We start from the raw sequence: 19,905 nt of genomic DNA on the forward strand, positions 1-19,905 counted from the left end.
CGTTCGGGTGCGCGAACTACAACGTTCGCGCTACTGGCACGGGCAGCGGCGCGCCGGGCGCGGTTTCGCGGCGGAAGCGCAGCAGCAGCACCCCGGCCACAATGCTGAGGCCCACCAGCAGCGCCGCCCACACCCCCGGCGCCCCCAGGTGCAGCCCGAAGCCCAGGAAGTAGCCCAGCGGCAGCGCCACCGCCCAGTACGCCAGCAGGGCCACCACGGAAGGCACTTTCACGTCTTCCAGCCCCCGCAACGAGCCCAGGCCCACCACCTGCAAGCCATCGGACACCTGAAACAGCGCCGCGATGAGCAGCAGCCCCGCCGCCTGGCTCACCACGGCCGGGTCGTGGCTGTACAGGAGCGGGGCTACGTGGCGGGTCGCGATGAACAGCAGCCCCATCGTGCCCATAAACCCAAACCCCAGCACGTAGGCCGCAAAGCCGGCCTGCCGCGCGTCGGCCAGCTGGCCGCTGCCCCGCAGGTTGCCCACCCGGATGGTGGCCGCCGCCGCAATGCCGCTGGCCGCCATGTACGTCATCGAGGCCAGGTTGATGGCCACCTGGTGCGCGGCCAGCGTGGCGGCCCCCAACCAGCCTATCATGATGGCCGACGCGGCGAAAGCGCCCACTTCAAACGCCATTTGCACGCCGATGGGGGCGCCGAGGTCGAAGAGCCGGCGCAGCGTGGGGCCGTCTGGCAGCCAGCTGGTCACGGCGGCGCGGTAGGCGCGCAGGCGCGGCGCCCGCAACACGTACGCCGCCATGAGCCCGGCCATGAGCACCCGCGCAATGAGCGTGGCCCAGGCCGAGCCCATCAGGCCCAGGCGCGGCGCGCCCCATGCCCCAAACACCAGCATGTAGCACAGCACGGCGTTCACCACGTTGGCCAGCACCGACAGCCACATGGCCTGCCGCGTCAGCCCCAGTCCTTCGGCAAACTCGCGGAAGCCCTGGTACACCATCAGCGGCAGCAGCGACCAGCTGATGACCCGCACCCAGGGCGCGGCCAGGGCCACCACCTCGGCCGACTGCCCCAGGTAGCCCAGCAGGTAGGGCACCACCTGCCCTATCCCGGCCAGCACCAGGCCCGCCAGGGCGCTCAGCCCCACGGAGGAGGCCAGCAGCCGGCCCAAATCGGGCAGGTCGCGCCGGCCGTCGGCGGCGGCCACCAGCGGCACGCTGCCCATGCTTAGGCCAATGCCCAGTATCAGCAGCACGGTGGTGCTGCTCACGCCCAGGCTCACGGCGGCCAGCGGCACCGTGCCCGTGCGCCCCACCAGCACCGAATCGACAAACCCCACCATCACGTGCCCCAGCTGCGACAGCACCACCGGCAAAGCCAGCACCAGCGTTGGCCGCAGGTGCGGCCGGATATTCTGCAACATATTTTTCTGCCTTAACAAAGGCCAACAAAGGTACGGCCACCGGTTCCGAACCGGTCGGGAGTGGTTTGGAACCGGTCAGGAGTGGTTTGGAACCACTCTGGGGTGGTTCCGGACTGGTCCCGGGTGGTGTCGCACCGGTCCCGAGTGGTTCCGCACCACTCCAGAGTGGTTTGGAACCGGTGCCAGGTGGTTTAGAACCACTCTGGAGTGGTTCTAAACCGGTCCCGGGTGGTTCGTAACCACTGCGGAGTGGTTCCGAACCGGTCGAAAGTGGTTTGGAACCACCCTAGAGTGGTGCGGAACCACCCGGGACCGGTTCGGAACCACTCTGGGGTGGTGTGGAACCACTTGCCGCTTTTAAATGAGTGGCTGAGTGGCCGGAGCCAGGGTTTCGTGGATGCGCTGCACGGCCAGCCGCAGGTCCGTTTCGGCCACGGCGTAGGACAGGCGCACGAAGCCGGGGGCGCCGCAGGAGGCGCCGTTCACCACTTCCACGCCCGCGCCGGCCAACTGCCGTACCAGCTGCGCCGAAGCTTCGGCCGGGGGCAGGCCGGGGGGCAGGAAGCGGGTGAAATCGGCAAAGACGTAATAAGTGCCCTCCGGCGCCGCAATGGTTCCAGCCCCCGGCAGCGCGGCCAGCGCGGCCAGCAGCAACGCCCGGTTGGGGGCCAGCTGCTGGCACAGCCCACGACTGATTTCCTCGGCGTGGCGCGTGGCAGCCAGCGCCGCCGCCTGGCTGGGCACCGGCACCGGCGCGCCCGTGGCAAACAGCCGGGCCGTCACGGCCTGGGCCAGCGCGGGCGGGGCCACCAGGCAGCCCACGCCCCAGCCCGCCAGCGCCAACGACTTGGAAAAGCCGCTCACCACCACGTGCCGGCCGTGCGGGTCGGGCCATTCGAGCAGGGTGGGCACTGGTTCCAGCCCGAAGCTGATGCCTTCATAAATCTCGTCGCTGAGCACCCAGAGGTCGGGGAAATCAGCCGTCACGGCCAGCAGGGCCGCCCATTCGGCGCGGGAATACACGCGGCCCGTCGGGTTGTTGGGGTTGCTGAGGAGGAGCAGCCGGGTGGCCGGCGTGAGGGCGGCACGCAAGGCGGCCGGCGTGAGGGCGTAATGGTCGGCCGCGGCCAGGGGCAACGTCCGCAAATTGCCGCCCGCCCGGCGCACCAGTTCCCAAAAGCCAAACCAGTTGGGCGTGGGCAGTAGTACGTCGTCGCCGGGCTGCAGAATTTCGCTCAGCAGGGCGAAGAGGCCGGTTTTGGCGCCGTTGGTGACCACCACCTGCCCGGCCGCCACGCCCCCGGCGCCGCGCTCCCGGTAGCGCCGGGCCAGGGCCTCGCGCAGCTCGGGCAGGCCGGCGGCGGGGGCCACGGCCAGCGGGGCCCGTTGGCCGTGGGCCTCGGTCAGCACGTCGGCGGCCGCTACCAGCGCCACCTCGGGCACCGCAAAATTTCCGTAGCCGGAGGCCAGGCTCACTGCATTCAATGTTGGCATAAGATGTAGGGGCGGGGCCTGCCCCCGCCCTTCGTTGAGCGGAAATCAGCGAAACGAGTTGAGCAGGGTTTGTCTCGGCCGTTGAGCGGAAATCGGTGGAAAGTGCGGGCGGGGGCCAGCCCCGCCCCTACCTGGCCAGCACCACATCAGCAAAGTCGCCGGCCGCGTCGGTGAAAATTTTTACCACCCGCAGCCCCGCTTCGGCGGCCAGGGCCTCAATCTGCGGCCGGGTGAATTTGTAGGAATTTTCGGTATGAATGACTTCCCAGGCCGCAAAATTAATGGTTTCGTCCAGCGCCTCGATGCGGACCTGCTGGGCGCGGGTACTCACCAGGAAGGACCGCACGGCACCGGTGAGGGGGCTGTAGTCGGTGTAGTGCTGCCAGTGGGCGAGGTCGAAATCGGCGCCCAGCTCCCGGTTGAGGCGGGTGAGCAGGTTGAGGTTGAAGGCGGCCGTCACGCCCTGGGCGTCGTCGTAGGCGGCCCGGATGCGGCGGGGGTCCTTCTGCAAATCGAAGCCGATGAGCAGGCGGTCGGCGGGCGCGAGGGGCGCGGCCAGCTGCCGCAGAAAACTCAGGCGCTCATTCGGACCAAAGTTGCCGATGTTGGACCCCAGAAACAACACGGCCTTGCTGCCGGGCCAGGTGCGCAGCTGCGTGAGGGCCGTGGCGTAGTCTTCCACCACCGGTGCCACCCGCAGCGCGGGCAGCTCCCGGCGCAGGGCCTCCACCAGCCCCGTCATGGCCCCCGCCGAGATGTCGACCGGCGCGTAGGTAAAATCCGGGCCGGCGGCCAGCAGCTCGCGCAGCAGCAACTTGGTTTTGGCGCCGTCGCCGGCCCCCAGCTCCACCAGCGAAAACGCCTGGCCCGCCGCCGGGCTCAGGGCCGCCGCCAGCGCCGCGCCGTGCTCCCGGAAAATGGCAAACTCGGCCCGCGTGGGGTAGTACTCCGGCAGCGCCATGATTTGCTGGAACAGCCGGCTGCCCGCGTCGTCGTAGAAATACATCGACGACAGGGCCTTGGGCTCTTTGCGCAGGCCTTCGGCCACGTGCTGCGCCAGTTCGGTTAAAACGTTTTGCATTCGATAAGAATGGGGTAGTTAATGAGCAAAAGAACGGTCATGCAGAGCGTGAGCGAAGCATCTTTACTGTAATACTAAATGATTAGTGGTAGCGGTAAAGATGCTTCGCTGCGCTCGGCATGACCGTTCTTTAGTTGTTGAATGACCGCGCCAGCCGGATGCCGGTGAACTGCCAGCGCTTGTCGGCGTGGAAAAAATTGCGGTAGCTGACGCGAATGTGGCTTTCCGGGGTGGCGCAGGAGCCGCCGCGCAGCACCAGTTGGTTCACCATGAACTTGCCGTTGTACTCGCCCAGGGCGCCGGCGGCGCGGGCGTAGCCGGGGTAGGCGTGGTAGGCCGAGTAGGTCCACTCCCAGCAGTCGCCCAGCAGCTGGTGGCACTGGGTGGGGTCGGCGTCGGCGGGCAGGGGCTGCGGGTCGAAGCGCTGGCTTTCGAGCCAGGTGCCCGCCTCGGGCGTGGCCTCGAAATAGCGGGCGGCGGTTTCCCATTCGGCTTCGGTGGGCAGGCGGGCGCCGGCCCAGTTGGCGTAGGCGTCGGCCTCGTAGAAGCTCAGGTGCGTGACGGGCGCGGCCCCTTCCACCAGCCGCAGCCCGTGGTGCGTGAAGCGGTGCCAGGCGCCCTCGCGCTGCACCCAGTACAAGGGCGCCTGCCACCCTTCGGCCTGCGCCAGGTCCCAGCCCTCCCCCATCCAGTAGCGGAAATCGCGGTAGCCGCCCGCCTCCATAAAGGCCAGGTACTCGGCGTTGGTCACCAGCCGGTTTTGCAGCTCAAACGGCGCCACCAGCACCTCGTGGGCCGCCAGCTCGTTATCAAAGCAAAACCCTTCCTCCTGAAACCCAATCCGCTGAATGCCGCCGGGCACCGCCAGCCAAGATGCCGGGGCAGCCTCAATGGCGGAAGCTGGCAGCGCGGCAGCGGGCAGGTACTCCGGGGCCAGCGGGCTGGTGCTGAGGATGTATTTGATGTCGGTGGCCAGCAGCTCCTGGTGCTGCTGCTCGTGCTGCAGGCCCAGCTCCACGAGCTCATAGAACGCGGCGGGCAGGTCGTGGCGCTCGCCTAGCAACGCGCCCAGGGCCTCGTCGACGTGGGCGCGGTAGGCCAGCACGTCGGCCAGGGCGGGGCGCGAGAGGGTGCCGCGGTCGGCCCGGTTCACGCGCGAGCCCAGCGAGTTGTAGTAGGAGTTGAACAGGAAGGCGTAGTCGGGGTGGAACAGCTGGTAGCCCGGCGCGTACTCCTTCAGCAGGAAGGTTTCCCAAAACCAAGTGGTGTGGGCCAGGTGCCACTTCGGCGGGCTCACGTCGAGCGTGGGCTGCACCACGGTGTCTTCGGGCAGCAGGGGCGCGCACAGGGCCTGGCTTTGGGCGCGCACGGCCCGGTAGCGGGCCAGCCAGCCGGTGGCGGCCACGGGCGCCGCCGGGGAAGCGTGGAGTTGGGGCATGAGGGGAAATGGTTGGGTGAGGGTGCCAGGCACTAACCGACAGAGCACGGCCGAGGTTGCGGCGGCGCCCGAATTAGTGGCATCCGGGCGCGGCGCGGCGGCCCGCAAGTTCATCCATAAACACGCAGGTCCCGCCAATTACTACGTAGAAGCTCATCGGTACAAAGTGGTATTTATGTCTCTTTGGCTTCTAAAACACAACTAAACAAGGCCATAAGGGTAGGATAAAGGCGAGGTCCTTCCTACCATTGCATAACGCATTCACATCATTTACCACCTTTCCACCAGTACTATGGCAACTGCTTCCACCGCCGCCACCACCGCCGCTAAGTCGGCCACCCGCCCCGCCAACCGCGTGGGCACCAAAAGCCGTCGCGGCTTCGCCGCCATGAGCCCCGAAACCCAGCGCCGCATCGCCAGCGAAGGCGGCAAAGCCTCGCACGCCAGCGGCCGCGGCCACCGCTTCTCGGCCGAAGAAGCCCGCGACGCTGGCCGCAAAGGCGGCCTCGTGAGTCGCCGGGGCAAAACGGTGGCCTCGTCGGCGAAATAGCCGACCGCCGGCTACCGCGTTTTTTAAAGCCCGGACGGAGCCTGCCGCGCATCTTTGCGGCATGCTCCGTCTTTACTTTTCCCAGCGCGCCCTGCGCTTCAACTTTCCGGCCCGCACCTCGCGCGGGGCCCTGGCCGAACACGTGGCCTGGTACCTGCACCTGGCCGACGACGCCCAGCCCCAGGCCGTGGGCCTGGGCGAAGCCGCGCCCCTGGCCGGCCTCAGCCCCGACTACGGGCCCGACTTTCCCGCCGCCGTGGCCGGCCTCTGCGAGCGGTTCAATGCTGGCGCCTTCGCCACTTTTGCCGTGGCCGATGCGCCGGCATTTGTGGGCCTGGGGCTGCCGTCGCTGGTGTTTGCCCTCGAAACGGCGCTGCTCGACCTGGCCCGTGGCGGCCGGCGGCAGCTCTACGACAACGCCTTCAGCCGGGGCGAAGCGGCCCTGCCCATCAACGGGCTGGTGTGGATGGGCGACGCCGGCTTCATGCGCGAGCAGATTCAGCAGAAGCTGGCGGCCGGCTACTCCTGCCTGAAGCTCAAGATTGGCAGCCTGGACTTTGCTACCGAGCTGGCCCTGCTGGCCGAAATTCGGGCGGCGGCCGGCCCCGAGCGCCTCACCCTGCGCGTGGACGCCAACGGCGCCTTTGCCCCCGCCGAGGCCCCGCAGAAGCTGGCGCAGCTGGCGGCCTTCGCCATGCATTCCATCGAGCAGCCCCTGGCGGCAGGCCAGACCGAGGCGCTGGCCGCGCTCTGCCGCGCTTCGCCCCTGCCCATCGCCCTCGACGAAGAGCTCATTGGCGTAGAAGCCCCGGCCCGGCAGGCGGCCCTGCTTGACGCGGTGCGGCCGGCCTACGTGGTGCTGAAGCCCACCCTGCTGGGCGGGCACGCGGCCACCCGCCGCTGGATTGCGCTGGCCGAAGCCCGTGGCATCGGCTGGTGGATTACCTCGGCCCTGGAGTCCAACGTCGGCCTCAACGCCGTGGCCCAGCTCACGGGCGAATACGACGTGCGGGGCTTTGCGCAGGGCCTGGGCACCGGCCAGCTGTACCACAACAACGTGGCCGCGCCCCTGCACATCGGCGGCGGCGCGCTGCGCTACGACCCGGCCGGTCCCTGGGAACTGCCCGGCTAAAGGCAGCGCGCGCAGGAAAGGCGCGTCTTTGCGCGTACTTTACCGCACTGGTAGCTCCTTCATGGCCATGCTTGTTGCGCGCATTATCTGGTTGGCGGTTTTCCTCAGCCTCGGCGGGGAACTCGGCCAGTGCGTGCGTGCCCAGCCCGTGGCGGCCCCGTTCGCTTTTCGCAACGCCCGCCGCCACCAGGCCCGCGTGCGGGTACAAATGCAGCGCAACCTGCTGGTGGTTAGCTGTGAGTTGAATGGCTTCGGGCCGTTCAACTTTCTGCTCGACACGGGCGTGGCCACCTCCATCATCACCGTGCCCGCCCTCGCCGACTCGCTGCGGCTGCGGCACGGCGAGCGGTTTCGGGTGGTGGGCGCGGGCGGCGCCGACAGCGGCCTGCTGGCCTACCAAACCGACAGCGTGCGCTTCACCCTCGGCGGGGTAGAAGCGCCCCGCCTGGCCCCGCTGGTGCTGGAGAGCGACGTGCTGAACCTGTCGGGCTACGTGGGCGTGCCCATTCACGGCATCCTGGGGTCGGAGCTGTTCCGCAGCTTTGTGGTGGCGCTGCATCCCGAAGAGTCATTCATGCTGCTGAGCGACCCGGCCACCTACCGGGCCCCGCACGGCCGGCAGTGGTCGAGCCTGCCGCTTTCCCTCGAAAAAGGCAAAGCTTACTTCACGGCCCCCGTGCAGCTCACCGATTCGCTCACCCTGGACCTGAAGCTGGTGCTGGACACCGGCGCCAGCCACGCCCTTTCACTCGAAACCGATTCGGACCCGCGCCTCAAGGTGCCCGCCCGCCGCCTGGCCGCCGAGCTGGGCCAGGGCATGAGCGGGGCGGTGCGCGGCTATCTGGGCCGGGTGCCGCTGCTGCAGCTGGGCCGCTACAAGCTGGCGGCCGTGCTCACCTCCTACCCCAACGGGGCCGACGTGCACCGCCGCGCGGACGTGCCCCGCAACGGCAACGTGGGCTACGAGCTGCTCAAGCGCTTTTCCCTCGTCATCGATTACGCCCACCAGCGCCTGCTGCTGCGGCCCAACCTGCACCTGCGCGAGCCCTTCGAGCACGACATGTGCGGCCTCGACCTGCTGGCCACCGGCCCCACCCTCCACCGCTTCCTGGTGCTGCGCGTCGAGCCCGAGTCGCCGGCTTTCAAGGCCGGGGTTGAAGTGAACGAAGAGCTGATAAGCGTCAATTTCCTGCCCACCGAGTACCTCACGCTCACCCAGCTCAGCCGCCTGCTGCGCACCGAAGACGGGCGCCTGGTGCTCCTGGTGCTGCGCCGCCCCAACGGCGACCTGCACACCGTGTCGCTGCACCTGAAGCGGCAAATCTGAGTGGCCGCCGGCCGCCCCGGGCCTACCTTTGCGGCCGTTCTCCTCCCCTTTTCTGTTCTCTTATGACTGCTCGACTTCTGTTGCAACTTGCCGGCATGCTCGGCGCGCTGGGCGTGGCCATTGGCGCCTTCGGGGCCCACGCCCTGCACGACACGCTGGTGAAAGCCGGCCGCCTCGACACCTTTGAGACGGCCGTGCGCTACCAGTTTTTCCACGTGCTGGCGCTGCTGGCCGTGGGCGTGCTCTGGGCCGCCCGCCCCGAGCTGCGCAGCCTGGGCACCACCGGTGGGCTGTGGCTGGGCGGCATCGTGGTGTTCAGCGGCTCGCTCTACGTGCTGTGCTTCACGGGCATCACCAAGCTGGGCGCGGTGGCGCCCCTTGGCGGGCTGCTGCTGCTGGCCGGCTGGCTGAGCCTGGTGCTGGCCGTGCGCGAGCTGTAGGGCCAGCGCCGGCCTGGGGCCCAAACGCAAAAGGGCGGCCCGCACACGCGGGCCGCCCTTTTTTGGTGATGCCAATGAATGCAGCAAAGGCTACTTCGTTTTGGCTTTCAGCTTGGCGTCGCCAACTTTCTCTTTCACTTTTTTGCCTTCGGCTTTCACCGCGGTGCTCGGGGCAGCGGCAGCGGTGGTAGCAGCAGCCGAAGCCGTAGTGGCCTCTTTCACTTCGCCCACCAGCGACACGGTGGTGGAACCGGCGGTGGCGTTCGACTCAATGGTCAGCACTTTGTTCTGCATGCCCATTTTGCCGGTCGAGTTAAAGTGCGCCGAGATGGTGCCGGTTTTGCCGGGGGCCACCGGGTCTTTGGTCCACTCCGGGGTGGTGCAGCCGCAGCTCACGCCGATGTTGGAGATGATGAGGGGGGCGGTGCCGGTGTTGCGGAACTTGAAGGTGTGGTCGACGGTGCCGCCCTGCACCACGGAACCGAAGTCGTACTTCGACTCTTCGAACGTGATGGCGGGGCCTGCCGTGGTGGCAGCTTTGGCGGCCGGCGCCTGGGCTTGCGCAGTGTAAGCGGCAGCGGTCAGGCTCAGGGCGAGGAGCAAGGTTTTTTTCATGAAACGAGACTTTTTAACGTTAGGTGAAGAGTTGAGGTGTAACAAATTTACTGGTTTCGCAGGGACTCACAAATTTACGACCAAACTAATGGCCGCCCCTGAAGATACTGTGAAGTTCCTGCAACCCAACCGGGGCCATTTTCATTCCTACAATATTTTAAATATCTGATTTACAGCACAAAACCAACAGCACCTCGGCTACAACTCCGGTTTGCTGCGGCCGCGCCCTACTCGTCTTCCACGGGGTCGCTAATCAGCTTCTGCTGGAAATTCAGCAAAAATAGCCGCTCCGACGCCCGCGTGATGGCCGTGTAGAGCCAGCGCGCAAACTCGCCGGCCAGCGGCTCGTCGGGCTTCAGAAAGCCGTGGTCGACGAACACGGCCTGCCACTGCCCGCCCTGCGCCTTGTGGCAGGTGAGGGCGTAGGCAAACTTGATTTGCAAGGCGTTGAGGTAGGGGTCTTTGCGCATTTCCTTGTAGCGCTCGGCCTTGGTTTTGAGGTGGGCGTAGTCCTCGCTCACGGCCATGTACAGGGCGTTGTTGCGGTCCGATGGCAGGGCCGGGCTTTCGGTGTGCAGCGTGTCGAGCAGCAGCTTCACTTCGATTTCGGGCTCGTCGGGGTAGTCCACCAGCCGCACCTGGGCCTGCGCGAAATGAAAGCCGTACATCTCCTCGCGCCGGATGACCTTGCGGATTTCCAGAAAGTCGCCGTTGGCCAGAAAACCGATTTCCGAGTCTTTAGGCAGCCAGAAATAGTTGTTGCGCACCACCATCAGGTAGTCGCCGCCCTCAATCTCCTCCTCGGCATCGAACAAGGCCCGCCGGATGAGTTGGTTGTACTGGTTGGCGTTGCGGTTGGAGCGGCAGATGATGGTGGTGTTTTCGTGCCCAAACTGGCGGTAGGCCCAGCGCAGGCCGTCCTCCAGCTTGTCGCCGCCCATCTTGAAAATATCGCGGAAGCCCTTGGTGTGCAGCTGCACGTTGGGCACTTCCTCACGCAGCTCCTCGCGCAATTCGGTGGCATTCACCAATATGCCCGACTGCTGGGCCTGGCGCATCACCTGGCGCAGTTCCACGCTGCCCACCGTGGCCCGGAAGCGGTGGGCCAGCAAATCGGGGTCGAGGGCCGGGCTCAGGAGCTGGCCCACCGGCGGCAGCTGCGCCGTGTCGCCGATGAGCAGCAGCTTGTTGCTGGTTTTCTCAAACACGAAGCCCATTAAGTCGTCCAGCAGGCCGTTTTCGCCGAAGGCTTTCTCGTCCGAAATCATCGAGGCCTCATCCACGATGTAGAGCGTTTGCTCGGTGCGGTTGGGCTGGCGCTGGAAATTGAGCCGCTCAGACGGCGAGCCCGACGTTTGGCGGTAAATTTTCTTGTGGATGGTGCTGGCCGCCACGCCGGCGTAGCCCGCCATCACCTTGGCGGCGCGGCCGGTGGGCGCCAGCAGCGTGTACTTGCGCTGCAGCTTGTGCAGCCACTGCACCAGGGCACTCACCACGGTGGTTTTGCCGGTGCCGGCGTAGCCGCGCAGCACAAAAATCTTGCGCCCCGGCAACTGGTCTTTCAAAAAAGCGTCGAGCTGCGTGAACAGCTGCGCTTGGTCCTCGGTGGGTTCGTAGGGGAAGTAGTCGCGGACGGAGGGGGTGCGGAGGGTAAGCATTGATTACAATTTCAATATCAAATCAAGTTATAAAGTCAATCGGCCCAATAAACGTGCTTTCTCCATAGCCTGAATCCTTGAAGCAGAATACGCCGCAGGACTTTGCGTTCTTGGCGAGGCCAAACTGCCGGAATTGAGCGGTATCCCAGCCTTTGCCATATCCCATCTGTTGCATACAACAGCTCGAATACCCGGTTGCGAACCGGCGCCTTGGTATCGCCGTCAAAAGGTTTTCCGATACTTTGGCCTAAGTCAGAAAACGCATTCCAAACGATTAACGAATTGGCAGGCGGCATTTTTTCTGGATTATCCATCCACGCGGCTACACTATCTAAATCATGCAGTTGCGGCTGCTCTGTTTTCAGTGGCAAGCCCTGTTCCCGGGCCAGCGCAATGATTTTGTCTCTGCTCCGAAATGCGGGCACCCGTTGATTGTCGAAGGTCCAGAAATATTCTTTTTCCAAACCTGCTATCCAAAGCAGGTACATATCCTGACGCTTAAACCGTGCCCATAAAACATGGTAAGTGACCTCGCTCATCTGTACTACCGGCTTGGTTTGCGCAATTCAGTTATTAAGCCGGCTCAATGACCACCATCGTGCCGCTGGCTTTGGCGATGAGCAGGTCGTCGCACCACACTTCCGCTTCGCAGAATTGCAGGCGGCGCCCGGCTTTCAACACCCAACCGATGGCTTTTAATTTCTGGCCCACGCCGGGGTGCAGGTAGGAAACCTTTAAGTCGGAGGTTACCAAGCCGTGGTCGTCGGGAATGAGGGTGACGCCGGCAAACCCGGCCACCAAATCGGCCATCGTGGCAATGAGGCCGCCGTGGGCAAAGCCGCGCTGCTGCTGGTGCTGCTCGCCCATCATAAGCTCAGCCTCGACCCGGCCGGGGGTTATCACCGTCAAATCGGCCCCGATGAGGTGCATAAACCGCTGCCCCGTAAGCTTGCGGCGAATGCGGGCTTCGAGGTCGGAAAGGGCTGTAGAAGTGGGCGTTTTGGAAGAATTGAGCGACACGAAATTCTGCTATGTTTGCTTAAAAGAAAAGGTCAAACTGACGCACTTATGCTTTATACCGCCTTGTACCAATGGCCTTGCAGATGGACTTTTTAGGACTATAAAACCACCTTTGCAGGCTGTTGGCGGCACTTTGCGCATCAGTACGCCAAAGGTACTGGCTGGGCTCTGCCTGTTGGCTCCGGCGCGTTCAGGTAGCATTTCATTGGGGACGTGGAACAGGCTCCGGCATCGTTATAGCCGGCGGCTGTGCGCAACCGTGGCGCTTTTATTTTCAGTTTTGGGCACATAACAACGGCGGACGCCCAGCGTTAGCCGTACACGGTTGCTTGCTTCTCCTTCGGAAGCCTGCTGTGCTACTCCACCCCATGTCCGACGCTACGATACTTTCTCCCGATGCATTGCTGGCCGCCTATTCGGGCAAAGTGCGGGTGCGGGTGGGCGGGCTGCTGCTGCGCGCCGGGGCGTTGCTGCTGGCCGGCCACCGCGGCCTGCTGCCCCAGGGGGCGCCGTTTTGGTCGCCGCCCGGCGGGGGCTGGCAGTTTGGCGAAAGCCTGAAGGCAGCGCTGGTGCGCGAGTTTCGCGAAGAAACCGGCCTGACGGTGCAGGTAGGGCGCTTTTTGCACCTGCACGAATTCAGCACCGACAAGCTGCAGGCGCTGGAGCTGTTTTTTGAAGTGCTGGCCGACGACGACGCGCAGCCTCAGCTCGGCCACGACCCCGAACACGCCCCCGATAAGCAATTGCTCGTTGACGTCGCCTGGCACACGCCCCGGCAGCTGCTGCACCTGCCCCCGGCGCAGGTGCACCCCGTGCTGCAGCACGTCCTCAGCACCGACGATGTCTTTGTGCCCCAGGTGCGCTTCGTGGAATAAGGCTTGAGGACGTCCTGCTGAGCGCCACCGAAGCAGCTCTGCTGCAACGCTGAATCGGAGTAGTTGCGCGGCAAAGAGGTTGCGGCTACGCCCAACGGGACGGGCTTCCATTCCTCGCCAGGCGCGGCGTTATCTTTGGCCTGTTTCGCCCCGATTTCGTGCCCGTTTCCGCTACTTCTCTTTCTTCCGCTTCGGCGGGCGCCCAGCTGCGCCTGCGCGACGAAACCTTCGACCCCGCCAACCTGGGGGCCTACAACCTGTACCTGCTGGCCAGCCCCACACGGCTCCAACTGGCCGCTGTCGACGTGGAGCGCCACAAGTTCGTGCTGCTCGAAGAACACGCCCTAACGGCCGGCGGGCTGGCCGCGCTCGAACTCCAGCACGACTGCCTGGGCCAGCGCGGCTGGAACGCCGTGCGCCTGGCCGTCACGGGCCGGGGCTTCACGCTGCTGCCGGCGCCCCTGTTCCGGCCCGGCGATGAGGAAGCGGCCCTGCGCCTGCACCACGCCCCCTCTGCCGCCGAAACCGTGCGCCATACTACCCACCCGGGCCTGGAGCTGGTGAACGTGTTTGCGGCCGACGCGCGCCAGGCCGACTGGCTGGCCGCTACCCACGGCGCCAGCGGCCGGCTGCTGCACCACACCAGCGCCCTGCTGGCCGGGCTGGTGCACCAGCGCGGGGCCGCCGCGCCGCGCCGCCTCTACCTCAACCCCGGCCCGCAGGAGCTCACCCTGGTGGTGCTGGGCCAGCACCTCGAATACTGCAACGTCTTTTCCTGCACCACGGCCGAGGACGTGGTGTACTACACCATTCTGGTGATGCAGGAGCTGCACCTCGACCCCGACCAGGACGAGGTGACTGTGTGGGGCGAACTCATGCCCGACTCGGCCATTTTCAGCCTGCTGCGCACCTACGTGCGCAACGTGCGCTTCGGCCCGCGCCCCGGCAACGTGCAGTACAGCTACCGGCTCAACGACGTGTTTGAGTACCGGTACTTCGATTTGTTCAGCCTGCACTTTTGTTAATTATCAATCAGAAATGATGAGTTATAAATTTTTGCTTCGCTGGTAACGGCAGCTATAATTCCCAACTCGTACTTTTTAATTCATAATTTCTAATTCGTAATTAACTCCCAATGTCCCGCATTGCAGTTTTCCCCGGCTCCTTCGACCCCTTCACCAACGGGCACCTCGATGTGGTGCGGCGCGGCGTGCGGCTTTTCGATGAGGTAATTGTGGCCATTGGCACCAATAGCAGCAAGCAGCGCTACCTGCCCGTAGAACAGATGGTGGGGCTGATTGCCGATGTATTCCGGGACGAGCCGCGGGTGACGGTGCGCACGTTCAAGGGCCTCACCGCCGAATTTGCCCGCGAAGTGGGTGCCCGCTACCTGCTGCGCGGCCTGCGCACCAGCGTCGATTTCGAGTACGAAAAACCCATTGCCTACGGCAACCAGCACGTTAACCCCGACCTGGAAACCGTGTTTTTGCTCACTTCGCCCACGCTGGGCGCCATCAGCAGCACCATCATCCGCGACATTCACCGCTTCGGGGGCAATGTTGATGCTTTTTTGCCCTTTGCCATGCCGTCGCTGGGCACCTGGAGCAACTAGGGAACTACTATTGGTTCAGCGCAATGGGCAACACCCGCAAGCCGAACAGCCGGGTGGGGTGCTGCGTTTGGAAAACCGGCAGCACCAGGTACTTGTCGGCCCCGAGCTGCAGGCGGGCTCGGCTCATTAGCTCGTCCTCGTTGCTCCCCAGCAGCAGCAAGTCGTTGACTTGCCGCGTACGGTTGTCGTAGGCCACCACCAGGGCCAGGCCCCGGCTCCGGAACAGGGCCAGCGAATCCGCTTTGTCGCCGTGCTGCGGCTCGGAAGCCAGCGTGGGGTCCGCAAAGCCGGGCGGCATGGGCAGCGGCGGCCCTAGCCGCGCGTTCATCTCGTCAATGGAGAGATTGAGCAGGGCCGGCACGTCGACGCCGGCCTGCGGGTGCGCGGCGGGGGCCCGGGGCACGTAGTCGCGCCGGGGCTCGTGCGTGCCGGAGCACGCGCCCGCCCCCATTGCCGCCGCCAAAAGCCCTATCAGAATCGGTCGCATCGACCGCAATATACCATTATTTCCCAGTGGCCGGGGTTTCCTTGGCGGGCTTGCCGGCCATGTGGCTGAGGTAGTAGCGCACCACCAGGGCGATGGAAGCATAGGAATCCTCCAGTTTGGCCAGGGCCTCTTGTGGCGACATCCAGCGCACTTCTTCGATGTATTCCTCGGTCTGGGGCTTCATCACGCTGTCGTCGAGGCACTTCATGAGGTACCAGTTGGTTTTTTTCAGCATCTTGTTGCCCTTGTAGGCGTAGCTGTGCCAGGTGCTGGGCAGCTTGTCGCCGAGTTCGAGCTTGATGTTGGTTTCCTCTTCCACTTCGCGCAGGGCGCCGGCGGCCTGGTCCTCGTCGCTCTTGAGCTTGCCTTTGGGCAGGTCCCATTTGCCGAGGCGGTAAATCATGAGGACCTGGTCGCCCTTCACCACCAGCCCGCCGCCGGCTTTGGCAATTTTGAACTGGTCTTTCAGATGCAGGATGACGTGCTTTTTCTTCTTAACCAGCATGGTCAGCGACTTCAGCTTTTTCAGCTTTTTCACTTCCATCAGGCGCAGGAGGCGGTCGATGAACAGCGGACCGGCGTCCTTCACCAGCACGTCGCCCACCAGGTCTTTCGACGTGAAATCGTCGTCGGGGTTCAGCACCAGGTCGAATTTGTGCTTGTATACTTTCTCGCTGAGCTTTTTGATGACCAGCGGGATGTCGTTGATGAAAATATTCATCGGAAAAGCGGCTAGGGAAAACGATAACGGGCAACGGGGCCGCCGAAATCAGAAAAGAAATGAGAAGAAAGCTCCGGGCAGCGGCCGCAAGATACGGGGCCCGGCCGATTTGCCGGAGTGCCGCATCTTTGCGCCATGACGCGCATTGGCCTGCTTTCCGACACCCATAGCTACTTCGACGAGCGCATCGCGCATCATCTGCGCGGCTGCGACGAAATCTGGCACGCCGGAGATTTCGGCGACGCCCGCGTGGTGGACGAACTGCAGGCCTTAGCGCCGCGCTTTCGGGGCGTGTACGGCAATATCGACGGCGCGGACGTGCGCCGGACCCAGCCGTTGGTGCAAAATTTTGAAATTGAGGGCCTGCGGGTGCTCATGACGCACATCGGCGGCTACCCCGGGCACTACGCGCCGGCGGCCCGCCCCCTGCTGGCCGAAACGCGGCCGGGCCTGTTCATCACGGGCCATTCGCACATCCTGCGCGTCATGCCCGATAAAAAGCTGGGCCTGCTGCACCTGAACCCCGGCGCGGCCGGGCGGCACGGGTTTCATCAGGTGCGCACGCTGCTGCGGTTTGGTGTGGAGGCCGGCCGGGTGGTGGACTTGCAGGCCGTAGAGCTGGGCAAGCGGGCAGGGTAAGTGCCTTTGGGAGAACTCACAGGCTTGAGAGGTTAAAAAGAGCGGTCATGTCGAGCTTGTCGAGACATCTCGCGTGCTAAAGTAATCCTAATGATTTGATTTACTTTAGCACGCAAGATGTCTTGACAAGCTCGACATGACCGCTCTTTAACTGACTGCGCCCCAGCAGCTCCACACCAAAAAGCCCCGGCTCTTTGCAGAACCGGGGCTTTTCACAATAAGATAGGCTGGTTGCAGAGAACAGGACGGATTGCCGCGCTGCGCTCGCACTGACAGCTACCGTCTGTTTACAGCGCGATTTCGGGCTTGGGGTGCTCGCCTTCCTGGCCGTCTTCGTTCACGGGCTTGGTGACGGCTTCGGCGTCGTCGAAAGCTTCGGCGTTGGCGGCGGTGTCGTCGGCAGCAGCGGGCGAAACGGCTTCTTTTACGGTCTCAACGGCGTCGGCTACCACTTCCTTGGCTTTCTCCACCACGGAGCTGTGGGCCACGGTTTCGGCCACTTCTTTCACCTTGTCGACGGCGGCAGAAGCGGTGTTTTTCACGGCAGCCACGGCGCCGGCCACGCCACCGGTGGTGGCGAAACGCGACTTCAGCTCCTCGATGTCCACGTTTTTCAGAACGGGCGTGCGGAGCAACTCCTTGATGATGTGCTGCTTGTTGTTGGCGCGGGCAATGTTCTTGCGGTGCTTGCGCTTGAGGCGGGTAACGGACATGGTGCCGGGATGGTTAAAGTCTAAGCTTACGAAACGGAGGGCAAAAGTAGGGCTTTCATCTGAGAAGTGCAAGCCCGTGAGGCATTTTGCTGAATTACTGCGCTTTCAGGCCCCTTCCGCCGCCCCGGCATTTGGGGGCTACTTTTGCCTATTGAGGGCTACGCGCCGCCTCGTGATGAGGCAGGCGCGGCCCGCCGGGGCATTTTCCCTGACTTCTGCCTTTCTGTTCCATCGTTTGCTATGACTGCTGAAAATTCTGCCCTGCCCATTGTCGACCTGCGCTCCGACACCGTGACGCGGCCCACGCCGGCCATGCTGGAAGCCATGTTTGCCGCCCCGGTGGGCGATGATGTGTACGACGAGGACCCTTCCGTGCGCCGCCTGGAGGAAATGGCTGCCGCCCGCTTCGGCCTCGAAGCCGGCCTGTTTTGCCCTTCGGGCACTATGACCAACCAAATTGCCATCAAGGCCCACACCGAGCCGCTGAGCGAGGTGATTTGCGAGCAAACGTCGCACATCTACCTGTGGGAGGTGGGCGGCATCGCGTTTCACTCGGGCGCGAGCGTGGCGCTGCTGCCGGGGCAGCGCGGCCGCGTGACGGCCGCGCAGGTGGAAGCCGCCATTCGGCCCGAAAACCTGCACTACCCCACCACCCAGCTGATTTCGCTGGAAAACACCCACAACCGCGGCGGCGGCAGCTGCTACGCCCTGGAAGACCTGCAGGCCATCAGCGAGGTGGCGCAGCGGCACGGCATTGCGCGGCACCTGGATGGGGCGCGCATTTTTAACGCGCTGGTGGCCACGGGACAGCGCAGCGAGGACTACGGGCCGCTGTTCGACTCGATTTCGGTGTGCTTATCGAAGGGCTTGGGCACGGGCGTGGGCTCGGTGCTGCTGGGCTCGGCGGCGTTTATTAAGAAGTGCAAGCGCATCCGCAAGGTGATGGGCGGCGGGTGGCGGCAGGCCGGCTACCTGGCCGCGGCGGGCATTTACGCCTTGGAAAACCACGTGGCGCGGCTGGCCGACGACCACCGCCGCGCCGCCCGCCTGGCCGAGGTGCTACGCGCCCAAGCCTACGTGGCCGAGGTGCTGAGCCCGGAAACCAACCTCGTCATTTTCCGGCTGCACGACCACCAGCCGGCCGCCGATTTCCTGGCTACGCTGGAGCAGCGGGGCATCCGGGCCAGCAGCTTCGGGCCGCAGTGGATTCGCTTCGTGACGCACCTGGACGTAGACGATGCCATGCTGGGGCGCGTAGAGGAGGCGCTGGGCGCGATGTAGAGCGCCATTTCGAGCGCAGCCGAGACATCTCGCTTGCTTTGAGTAATAATCCAAATCGCAAGGAGAGCATTACTGCCCCGAGCGAGATGTCTCGGCTGCGCTCCACATGACGTTCAATTTCTCTTCCCCACTGACTGATGGATTTATACAATGCTTTGGCGCTGCTGCTGGTTACCGCCGCCGGCTTTGCCTACGTCAACCACCGCTTTCTGCGCATGCCGCCGGCCATTGGGCTGATGGTGCTGGGGCTGGCGGCGTCGCTGCTGCTGGTGCTGCTGGCGAAGTTCGACGTGCAACCGGTGCTGGACCTGGCCCGCATCGTTAGCAAGCTGGATTTCAGCCGCATTGTGATGCAGGTGATGCTGGGGTTTCTGCTGTTTGCCGGGGCCATTCACGTGGACGCGGGGCGGCTGGGCAAGCTGCGCTGGCCGGTGGGCGCGCTGGCGCTGGTGGGCACGCCGGTGAGCACCCTTCTGGTGGCCACGGCCATGTTTTTTCTGCTGCCGCTGTTCGACCTGCCCACGCCGTTTATCTACTGCCTGCTGTTTGGCGCGCTCATTTCGCCGACGGACCCCATTGCCGTGCTCAGCATCCTGACCAAGGCCAACATCTCAAAATCGCTGGAAACCAAGATTGTGGGCGAGTCTTTGTTTAATGACGGGGTGGGCGTGGTGCTGTTTGTGGTGACGCTGGAAGTGGCCACGCTGGGCCCGCAGGACTTCACGTTTTCGCACGCGCTGGCCGTGTTTGCCCGCGAAACGCTGGGCGGGCTGGCCCTGGGCACGGCCCTGGGCCTGGGCACGGCCTGGCTGCTGCGCACCATCGACAACTACCAAGTGGAAGTGCTGCTGACGCTGGCCGTGGTGGCCGGCGGCACGGCGCTGGCCACGCGCCTGCACACCTCGGGCCCGCTGGCCATGGTGATGGCGGGCTTGCTGGTGGGCCATTTCAGCCGCAGCGGCGGGGTGATGTCCGACGAGTCGCAGGACTACGTGGACAAGTTCTGGGAGCTGGTGGACGAGGTGCTGAACGCGCTGCTGTTTGTGCTGATGGGCCTGGAAGTGCTGGTGCTCGACATTCCCGGGCGCACGGTGCTGGTGGGGCTGGCGGCCATTGTGGTGGTGCTGCTGGCGCGCTGGGTGGCCGTGTCGGTGCCGCTGGTGTTTCTGCGGCTGCTGCCCACGTTTCAGCCCTCGGACCACGGCGTGGCGGTGCTCACCTGGGGCGGGCTGCGCGGCGGCCTCTCGGTGGCGCTGGCGCTGAGCTTGCCGCCCACCATGCCGCGCGAGCTACTCGTGGGCATCACCTATGTCATTGTGGTGTTTTCCATTGTGGGGCAAGGGCTTACCATTGGCCCGCTGGTGCGCTGGCTGGGCGTGGGGCGCCCGGCGGCTGAGTAGTGGCCTGCGGTGGCCGCACCGCGGCGAATTGCACGCGCGCA

The 19,905-nt window shown here is 64.7% G+C and carries 21 protein-coding genes; 10 read left to right on the forward strand and 11 right to left on the reverse strand.

Going from position 1 to position 19,905, the window contains the following annotated elements:
• Positions 1-16: 16 nt before the first annotated feature.
• The 4 genes from I2H31_RS07695 to egtB all read right to left on the reverse strand — a co-directional run bounded on the left by I2H31_RS07695 (position 17) and on the right by egtB (position 5,394).
• A complete protein-coding gene (locus tag I2H31_RS07695; RefSeq protein WP_196292402.1) occupies positions 17-1,381 on the reverse strand; it encodes an MATE family efflux transporter in 1,365 nt (454 codons plus the stop codon).
• A gap of 357 nt (positions 1,382-1,738) precedes the next feature.
• Entirely contained in the window at positions 1,739-2,875 is a 1,137-nt protein-coding gene (locus I2H31_RS07700) for a pyridoxal phosphate-dependent aminotransferase (protein WP_196292403.1), read from the reverse strand.
• Between the two features lie 127 nt (positions 2,876-3,002).
• On the reverse strand, positions 3,003-3,956 hold the full coding sequence (gene egtD / locus I2H31_RS07705; protein ID WP_196292404.1) for an L-histidine N(alpha)-methyltransferase: 954 nt from the start codon (positions 3,954-3,956) through the stop codon (positions 3,003-3,005).
• 130 nt (positions 3,957-4,086) lie between these two features.
• Positions 4,087-5,394 (reverse strand): ergothioneine biosynthesis protein EgtB, encoded by a 1,308-nt coding sequence (egtB, locus tag I2H31_RS07710; RefSeq protein ID WP_196292405.1) that lies wholly within the window; start codon positions 5,392-5,394, stop codon positions 4,087-4,089.
• A gap of 292 nt (positions 5,395-5,686) precedes the next feature.
• Here egtB and I2H31_RS07715 point away from each other — a divergent pair, with 292 nt between their 5' ends.
• The 4 genes from I2H31_RS07715 to I2H31_RS07730 all read left to right on the forward strand — a co-directional run bounded on the left by I2H31_RS07715 (position 5,687) and on the right by I2H31_RS07730 (position 8,843).
• Positions 5,687-5,944, forward strand: coding sequence for a KGG domain-containing protein (locus I2H31_RS07715; protein WP_196292406.1), 258 nt, complete (start codon positions 5,687-5,689; stop codon positions 5,942-5,944).
• 61 nt (positions 5,945-6,005) lie between these two features.
• Positions 6,006-7,076 (forward strand): o-succinylbenzoate synthase, encoded by a 1,071-nt coding sequence (locus I2H31_RS07720; RefSeq protein WP_196292407.1) that lies wholly within the window; start codon positions 6,006-6,008, stop codon positions 7,074-7,076.
• Positions 7,077-7,137: 61 nt separating this feature from the next.
• Positions 7,138-8,403: an aspartyl protease family protein gene (locus tag I2H31_RS07725; protein ID WP_196292408.1), complete on the forward strand. Its 1,266-nt coding sequence runs from the start codon at positions 7,138-7,140 to the stop codon at positions 8,401-8,403.
• Between the two features lie 62 nt (positions 8,404-8,465).
• Entirely contained in the window at positions 8,466-8,843 is a 378-nt protein-coding gene (locus I2H31_RS07730) for a DUF423 domain-containing protein (RefSeq protein WP_196292409.1), read from the forward strand.
• 90 nt (positions 8,844-8,933) lie between these two features.
• On the opposite strand, the gene I2H31_RS07735 is transcribed toward I2H31_RS07730, so the two are convergent.
• The 4 genes from I2H31_RS07735 to I2H31_RS07750 all read right to left on the reverse strand — a co-directional run bounded on the left by I2H31_RS07735 (position 8,934) and on the right by I2H31_RS07750 (position 12,136).
• Complete coding sequence (locus tag I2H31_RS07735; RefSeq protein WP_196292410.1) at positions 8,934-9,458, reverse strand: DUF1573 domain-containing protein; 525 nt, start codon at positions 9,456-9,458, stop codon at positions 8,934-8,936.
• Positions 9,459-9,685: 227 nt separating this feature from the next.
• Positions 9,686-11,116: an ATP-dependent DNA helicase gene (locus I2H31_RS07740; RefSeq protein ID WP_196292411.1), complete on the reverse strand. Its 1,431-nt coding sequence runs from the start codon at positions 11,114-11,116 to the stop codon at positions 9,686-9,688.
• 35 nt (positions 11,117-11,151) lie between these two features.
• Positions 11,152-11,655 carry a hypothetical protein gene (locus I2H31_RS07745; protein ID WP_196292412.1) on the reverse strand — a complete coding sequence of 168 codons (504 nt, stop codon included), beginning with the start codon at positions 11,653-11,655 and terminating at the stop codon, positions 11,152-11,154.
• Positions 11,656-11,689: 34 nt separating this feature from the next.
• The gene (locus I2H31_RS07750; RefSeq protein WP_317192198.1) at positions 11,690-12,136 is read right to left on the reverse strand and encodes a PaaI family thioesterase; all 447 of its coding nucleotides are present in this window, start codon (positions 12,134-12,136) and stop codon (positions 11,690-11,692) included.
• Between the two features lie 368 nt (positions 12,137-12,504).
• Between I2H31_RS07750 and I2H31_RS07755 the strand changes: the two genes are divergently transcribed.
• The 3 genes from I2H31_RS07755 to coaD all read left to right on the forward strand — a co-directional run bounded on the left by I2H31_RS07755 (position 12,505) and on the right by coaD (position 14,623).
• Positions 12,505-13,011 carry an NUDIX domain-containing protein gene (locus I2H31_RS07755; RefSeq protein ID WP_196292413.1) on the forward strand — a complete coding sequence of 169 codons (507 nt, stop codon included), beginning with the start codon at positions 12,505-12,507 and terminating at the stop codon, positions 13,009-13,011.
• 158 nt (positions 13,012-13,169) lie between these two features.
• A complete protein-coding gene (locus I2H31_RS07760) occupies positions 13,170-14,036 on the forward strand; it encodes a DUF3822 family protein (RefSeq protein WP_196292414.1) in 867 nt (288 codons plus the stop codon).
• 110 nt (positions 14,037-14,146) lie between these two features.
• The gene (gene coaD, locus I2H31_RS07765) at positions 14,147-14,623 is read left to right on the forward strand and encodes a pantetheine-phosphate adenylyltransferase (protein WP_196292415.1); all 477 of its coding nucleotides are present in this window, start codon (positions 14,147-14,149) and stop codon (positions 14,621-14,623) included.
• Positions 14,624-14,630: 7 nt separating this feature from the next.
• On the opposite strand, the gene I2H31_RS07770 is transcribed toward coaD, so the two are convergent.
• A complete protein-coding gene (locus I2H31_RS07770) occupies positions 14,631-15,110 on the reverse strand; it encodes a hypothetical protein (protein WP_196292416.1) in 480 nt (159 codons plus the stop codon).
• 16 nt (positions 15,111-15,126) lie between these two features.
• Positions 15,127-15,831, reverse strand: a complete 705-nt coding sequence (locus tag I2H31_RS07775; RefSeq protein ID WP_196292417.1) for an NUDIX hydrolase — start codon at positions 15,829-15,831, stop codon at positions 15,127-15,129.
• A gap of 135 nt (positions 15,832-15,966) precedes the next feature.
• Between I2H31_RS07775 and I2H31_RS07780 the strand changes: the two genes are divergently transcribed.
• A complete protein-coding gene (locus I2H31_RS07780; protein WP_196292418.1) occupies positions 15,967-16,470 on the forward strand; it encodes a metallophosphoesterase family protein in 504 nt (167 codons plus the stop codon).
• A 287-nt stretch (positions 16,471-16,757) separates the two neighbouring features.
• Here I2H31_RS07780 and I2H31_RS07785 read toward each other — a convergent pair whose 3' ends face one another.
• Positions 16,758-17,183: a hypothetical protein gene (locus tag I2H31_RS07785; RefSeq protein ID WP_196292525.1), complete on the reverse strand. Its 426-nt coding sequence runs from the start codon at positions 17,181-17,183 to the stop codon at positions 16,758-16,760.
• Positions 17,184-17,423: 240 nt separating this feature from the next.
• Between I2H31_RS07785 and I2H31_RS07790 the strand changes: the two genes are divergently transcribed.
• On the forward strand, positions 17,424-18,464 hold the full coding sequence (locus I2H31_RS07790) for a threonine aldolase family protein (RefSeq protein ID WP_196292419.1): 1,041 nt from the start codon (positions 17,424-17,426) through the stop codon (positions 18,462-18,464).
• A gap of 137 nt (positions 18,465-18,601) precedes the next feature.
• Positions 18,602-19,864 carry a cation:proton antiporter gene (locus I2H31_RS07795; RefSeq protein WP_196292420.1) on the forward strand — a complete coding sequence of 421 codons (1,263 nt, stop codon included), beginning with the start codon at positions 18,602-18,604 and terminating at the stop codon, positions 19,862-19,864.
• Positions 19,865-19,905: the final 41 nt, after the last annotated feature.

The sequence above is a fragment of the Hymenobacter ruricola genome, from assembly GCF_015694525.1.
In the GTDB taxonomy this organism is placed as follows: Bacteria; Bacteroidota; Bacteroidia; order Cytophagales; family Hymenobacteraceae; genus Hymenobacter; species Hymenobacter ruricola.

What these genes read in the sequence shown, in the direction of transcription:
- I2H31_RS07745 (WP_196292412.1), bottom strand. Translation starts at nt 11,655, where the DNA reads ATGAGCGAGGTCACTTACCATGTTTTATGGGCACGGTTTAAGCGTCAG.
- I2H31_RS07785 (WP_196292525.1), bottom strand. Translation starts at nt 17,183, where the DNA reads ATGTCCGTTACCCGCCTCAAGCGCAAGCACCGCAAGAACATTGCCCGC.
- I2H31_RS07720 (WP_196292407.1), top strand. Translation starts at nt 6,006, where the DNA reads ATGCTCCGTCTTTACTTTTCCCAGCGCGCCCTGCGCTTCAACTTTCCG.
- I2H31_RS07780 (WP_196292418.1), top strand. Translation starts at nt 15,967, where the DNA reads ATGACGCGCATTGGCCTGCTTTCCGACACCCATAGCTACTTCGACGAG.
- egtB (WP_196292405.1), bottom strand. Translation starts at nt 5,394, where the DNA reads ATGCCCCAACTCCACGCTTCCCCGGCGGCGCCCGTGGCCGCCACCGGC.
- I2H31_RS07790 (WP_196292419.1), top strand. Translation starts at nt 17,424, where the DNA reads ATGACTGCTGAAAATTCTGCCCTGCCCATTGTCGACCTGCGCTCCGAC.
- I2H31_RS07775 (WP_196292417.1), bottom strand. Translation starts at nt 15,831, where the DNA reads ATGAATATTTTCATCAACGACATCCCGCTGGTCATCAAAAAGCTCAGC.
- I2H31_RS07795 (WP_196292420.1), top strand. Translation starts at nt 18,602, where the DNA reads ATGGATTTATACAATGCTTTGGCGCTGCTGCTGGTTACCGCCGCCGGC.
- egtD (WP_196292404.1), bottom strand. Translation starts at nt 3,956, where the DNA reads ATGCAAAACGTTTTAACCGAACTGGCGCAGCACGTGGCCGAAGGCCTG.
- coaD (WP_196292415.1), top strand. Translation starts at nt 14,147, where the DNA reads ATGTCCCGCATTGCAGTTTTCCCCGGCTCCTTCGACCCCTTCACCAAC.
- I2H31_RS07740 (WP_196292411.1), bottom strand. Translation starts at nt 11,116, where the DNA reads ATGCTTACCCTCCGCACCCCCTCCGTCCGCGACTACTTCCCCTACGAA.
- I2H31_RS07730 (WP_196292409.1), top strand. Translation starts at nt 8,466, where the DNA reads ATGACTGCTCGACTTCTGTTGCAACTTGCCGGCATGCTCGGCGCGCTG.
- I2H31_RS07735 (WP_196292410.1), bottom strand. Translation starts at nt 9,458, where the DNA reads ATGAAAAAAACCTTGCTCCTCGCCCTGAGCCTGACCGCTGCCGCTTAC.
- I2H31_RS07700 (WP_196292403.1), bottom strand. Translation starts at nt 2,875, where the DNA reads ATGCCAACATTGAATGCAGTGAGCCTGGCCTCCGGCTACGGAAATTTT.
- I2H31_RS07755 (WP_196292413.1), top strand. Translation starts at nt 12,505, where the DNA reads ATGTCCGACGCTACGATACTTTCTCCCGATGCATTGCTGGCCGCCTAT.
- I2H31_RS07695 (WP_196292402.1), bottom strand. Translation starts at nt 1,381, where the DNA reads ATGTTGCAGAATATCCGGCCGCACCTGCGGCCAACGCTGGTGCTGGCT.
- I2H31_RS07715 (WP_196292406.1), top strand. Translation starts at nt 5,687, where the DNA reads ATGGCAACTGCTTCCACCGCCGCCACCACCGCCGCTAAGTCGGCCACC.
- I2H31_RS07725 (WP_196292408.1), top strand. Translation starts at nt 7,138, where the DNA reads ATGGCCATGCTTGTTGCGCGCATTATCTGGTTGGCGGTTTTCCTCAGC.
- I2H31_RS07770 (WP_196292416.1), bottom strand. Translation starts at nt 15,110, where the DNA reads ATGCGACCGATTCTGATAGGGCTTTTGGCGGCGGCAATGGGGGCGGGC.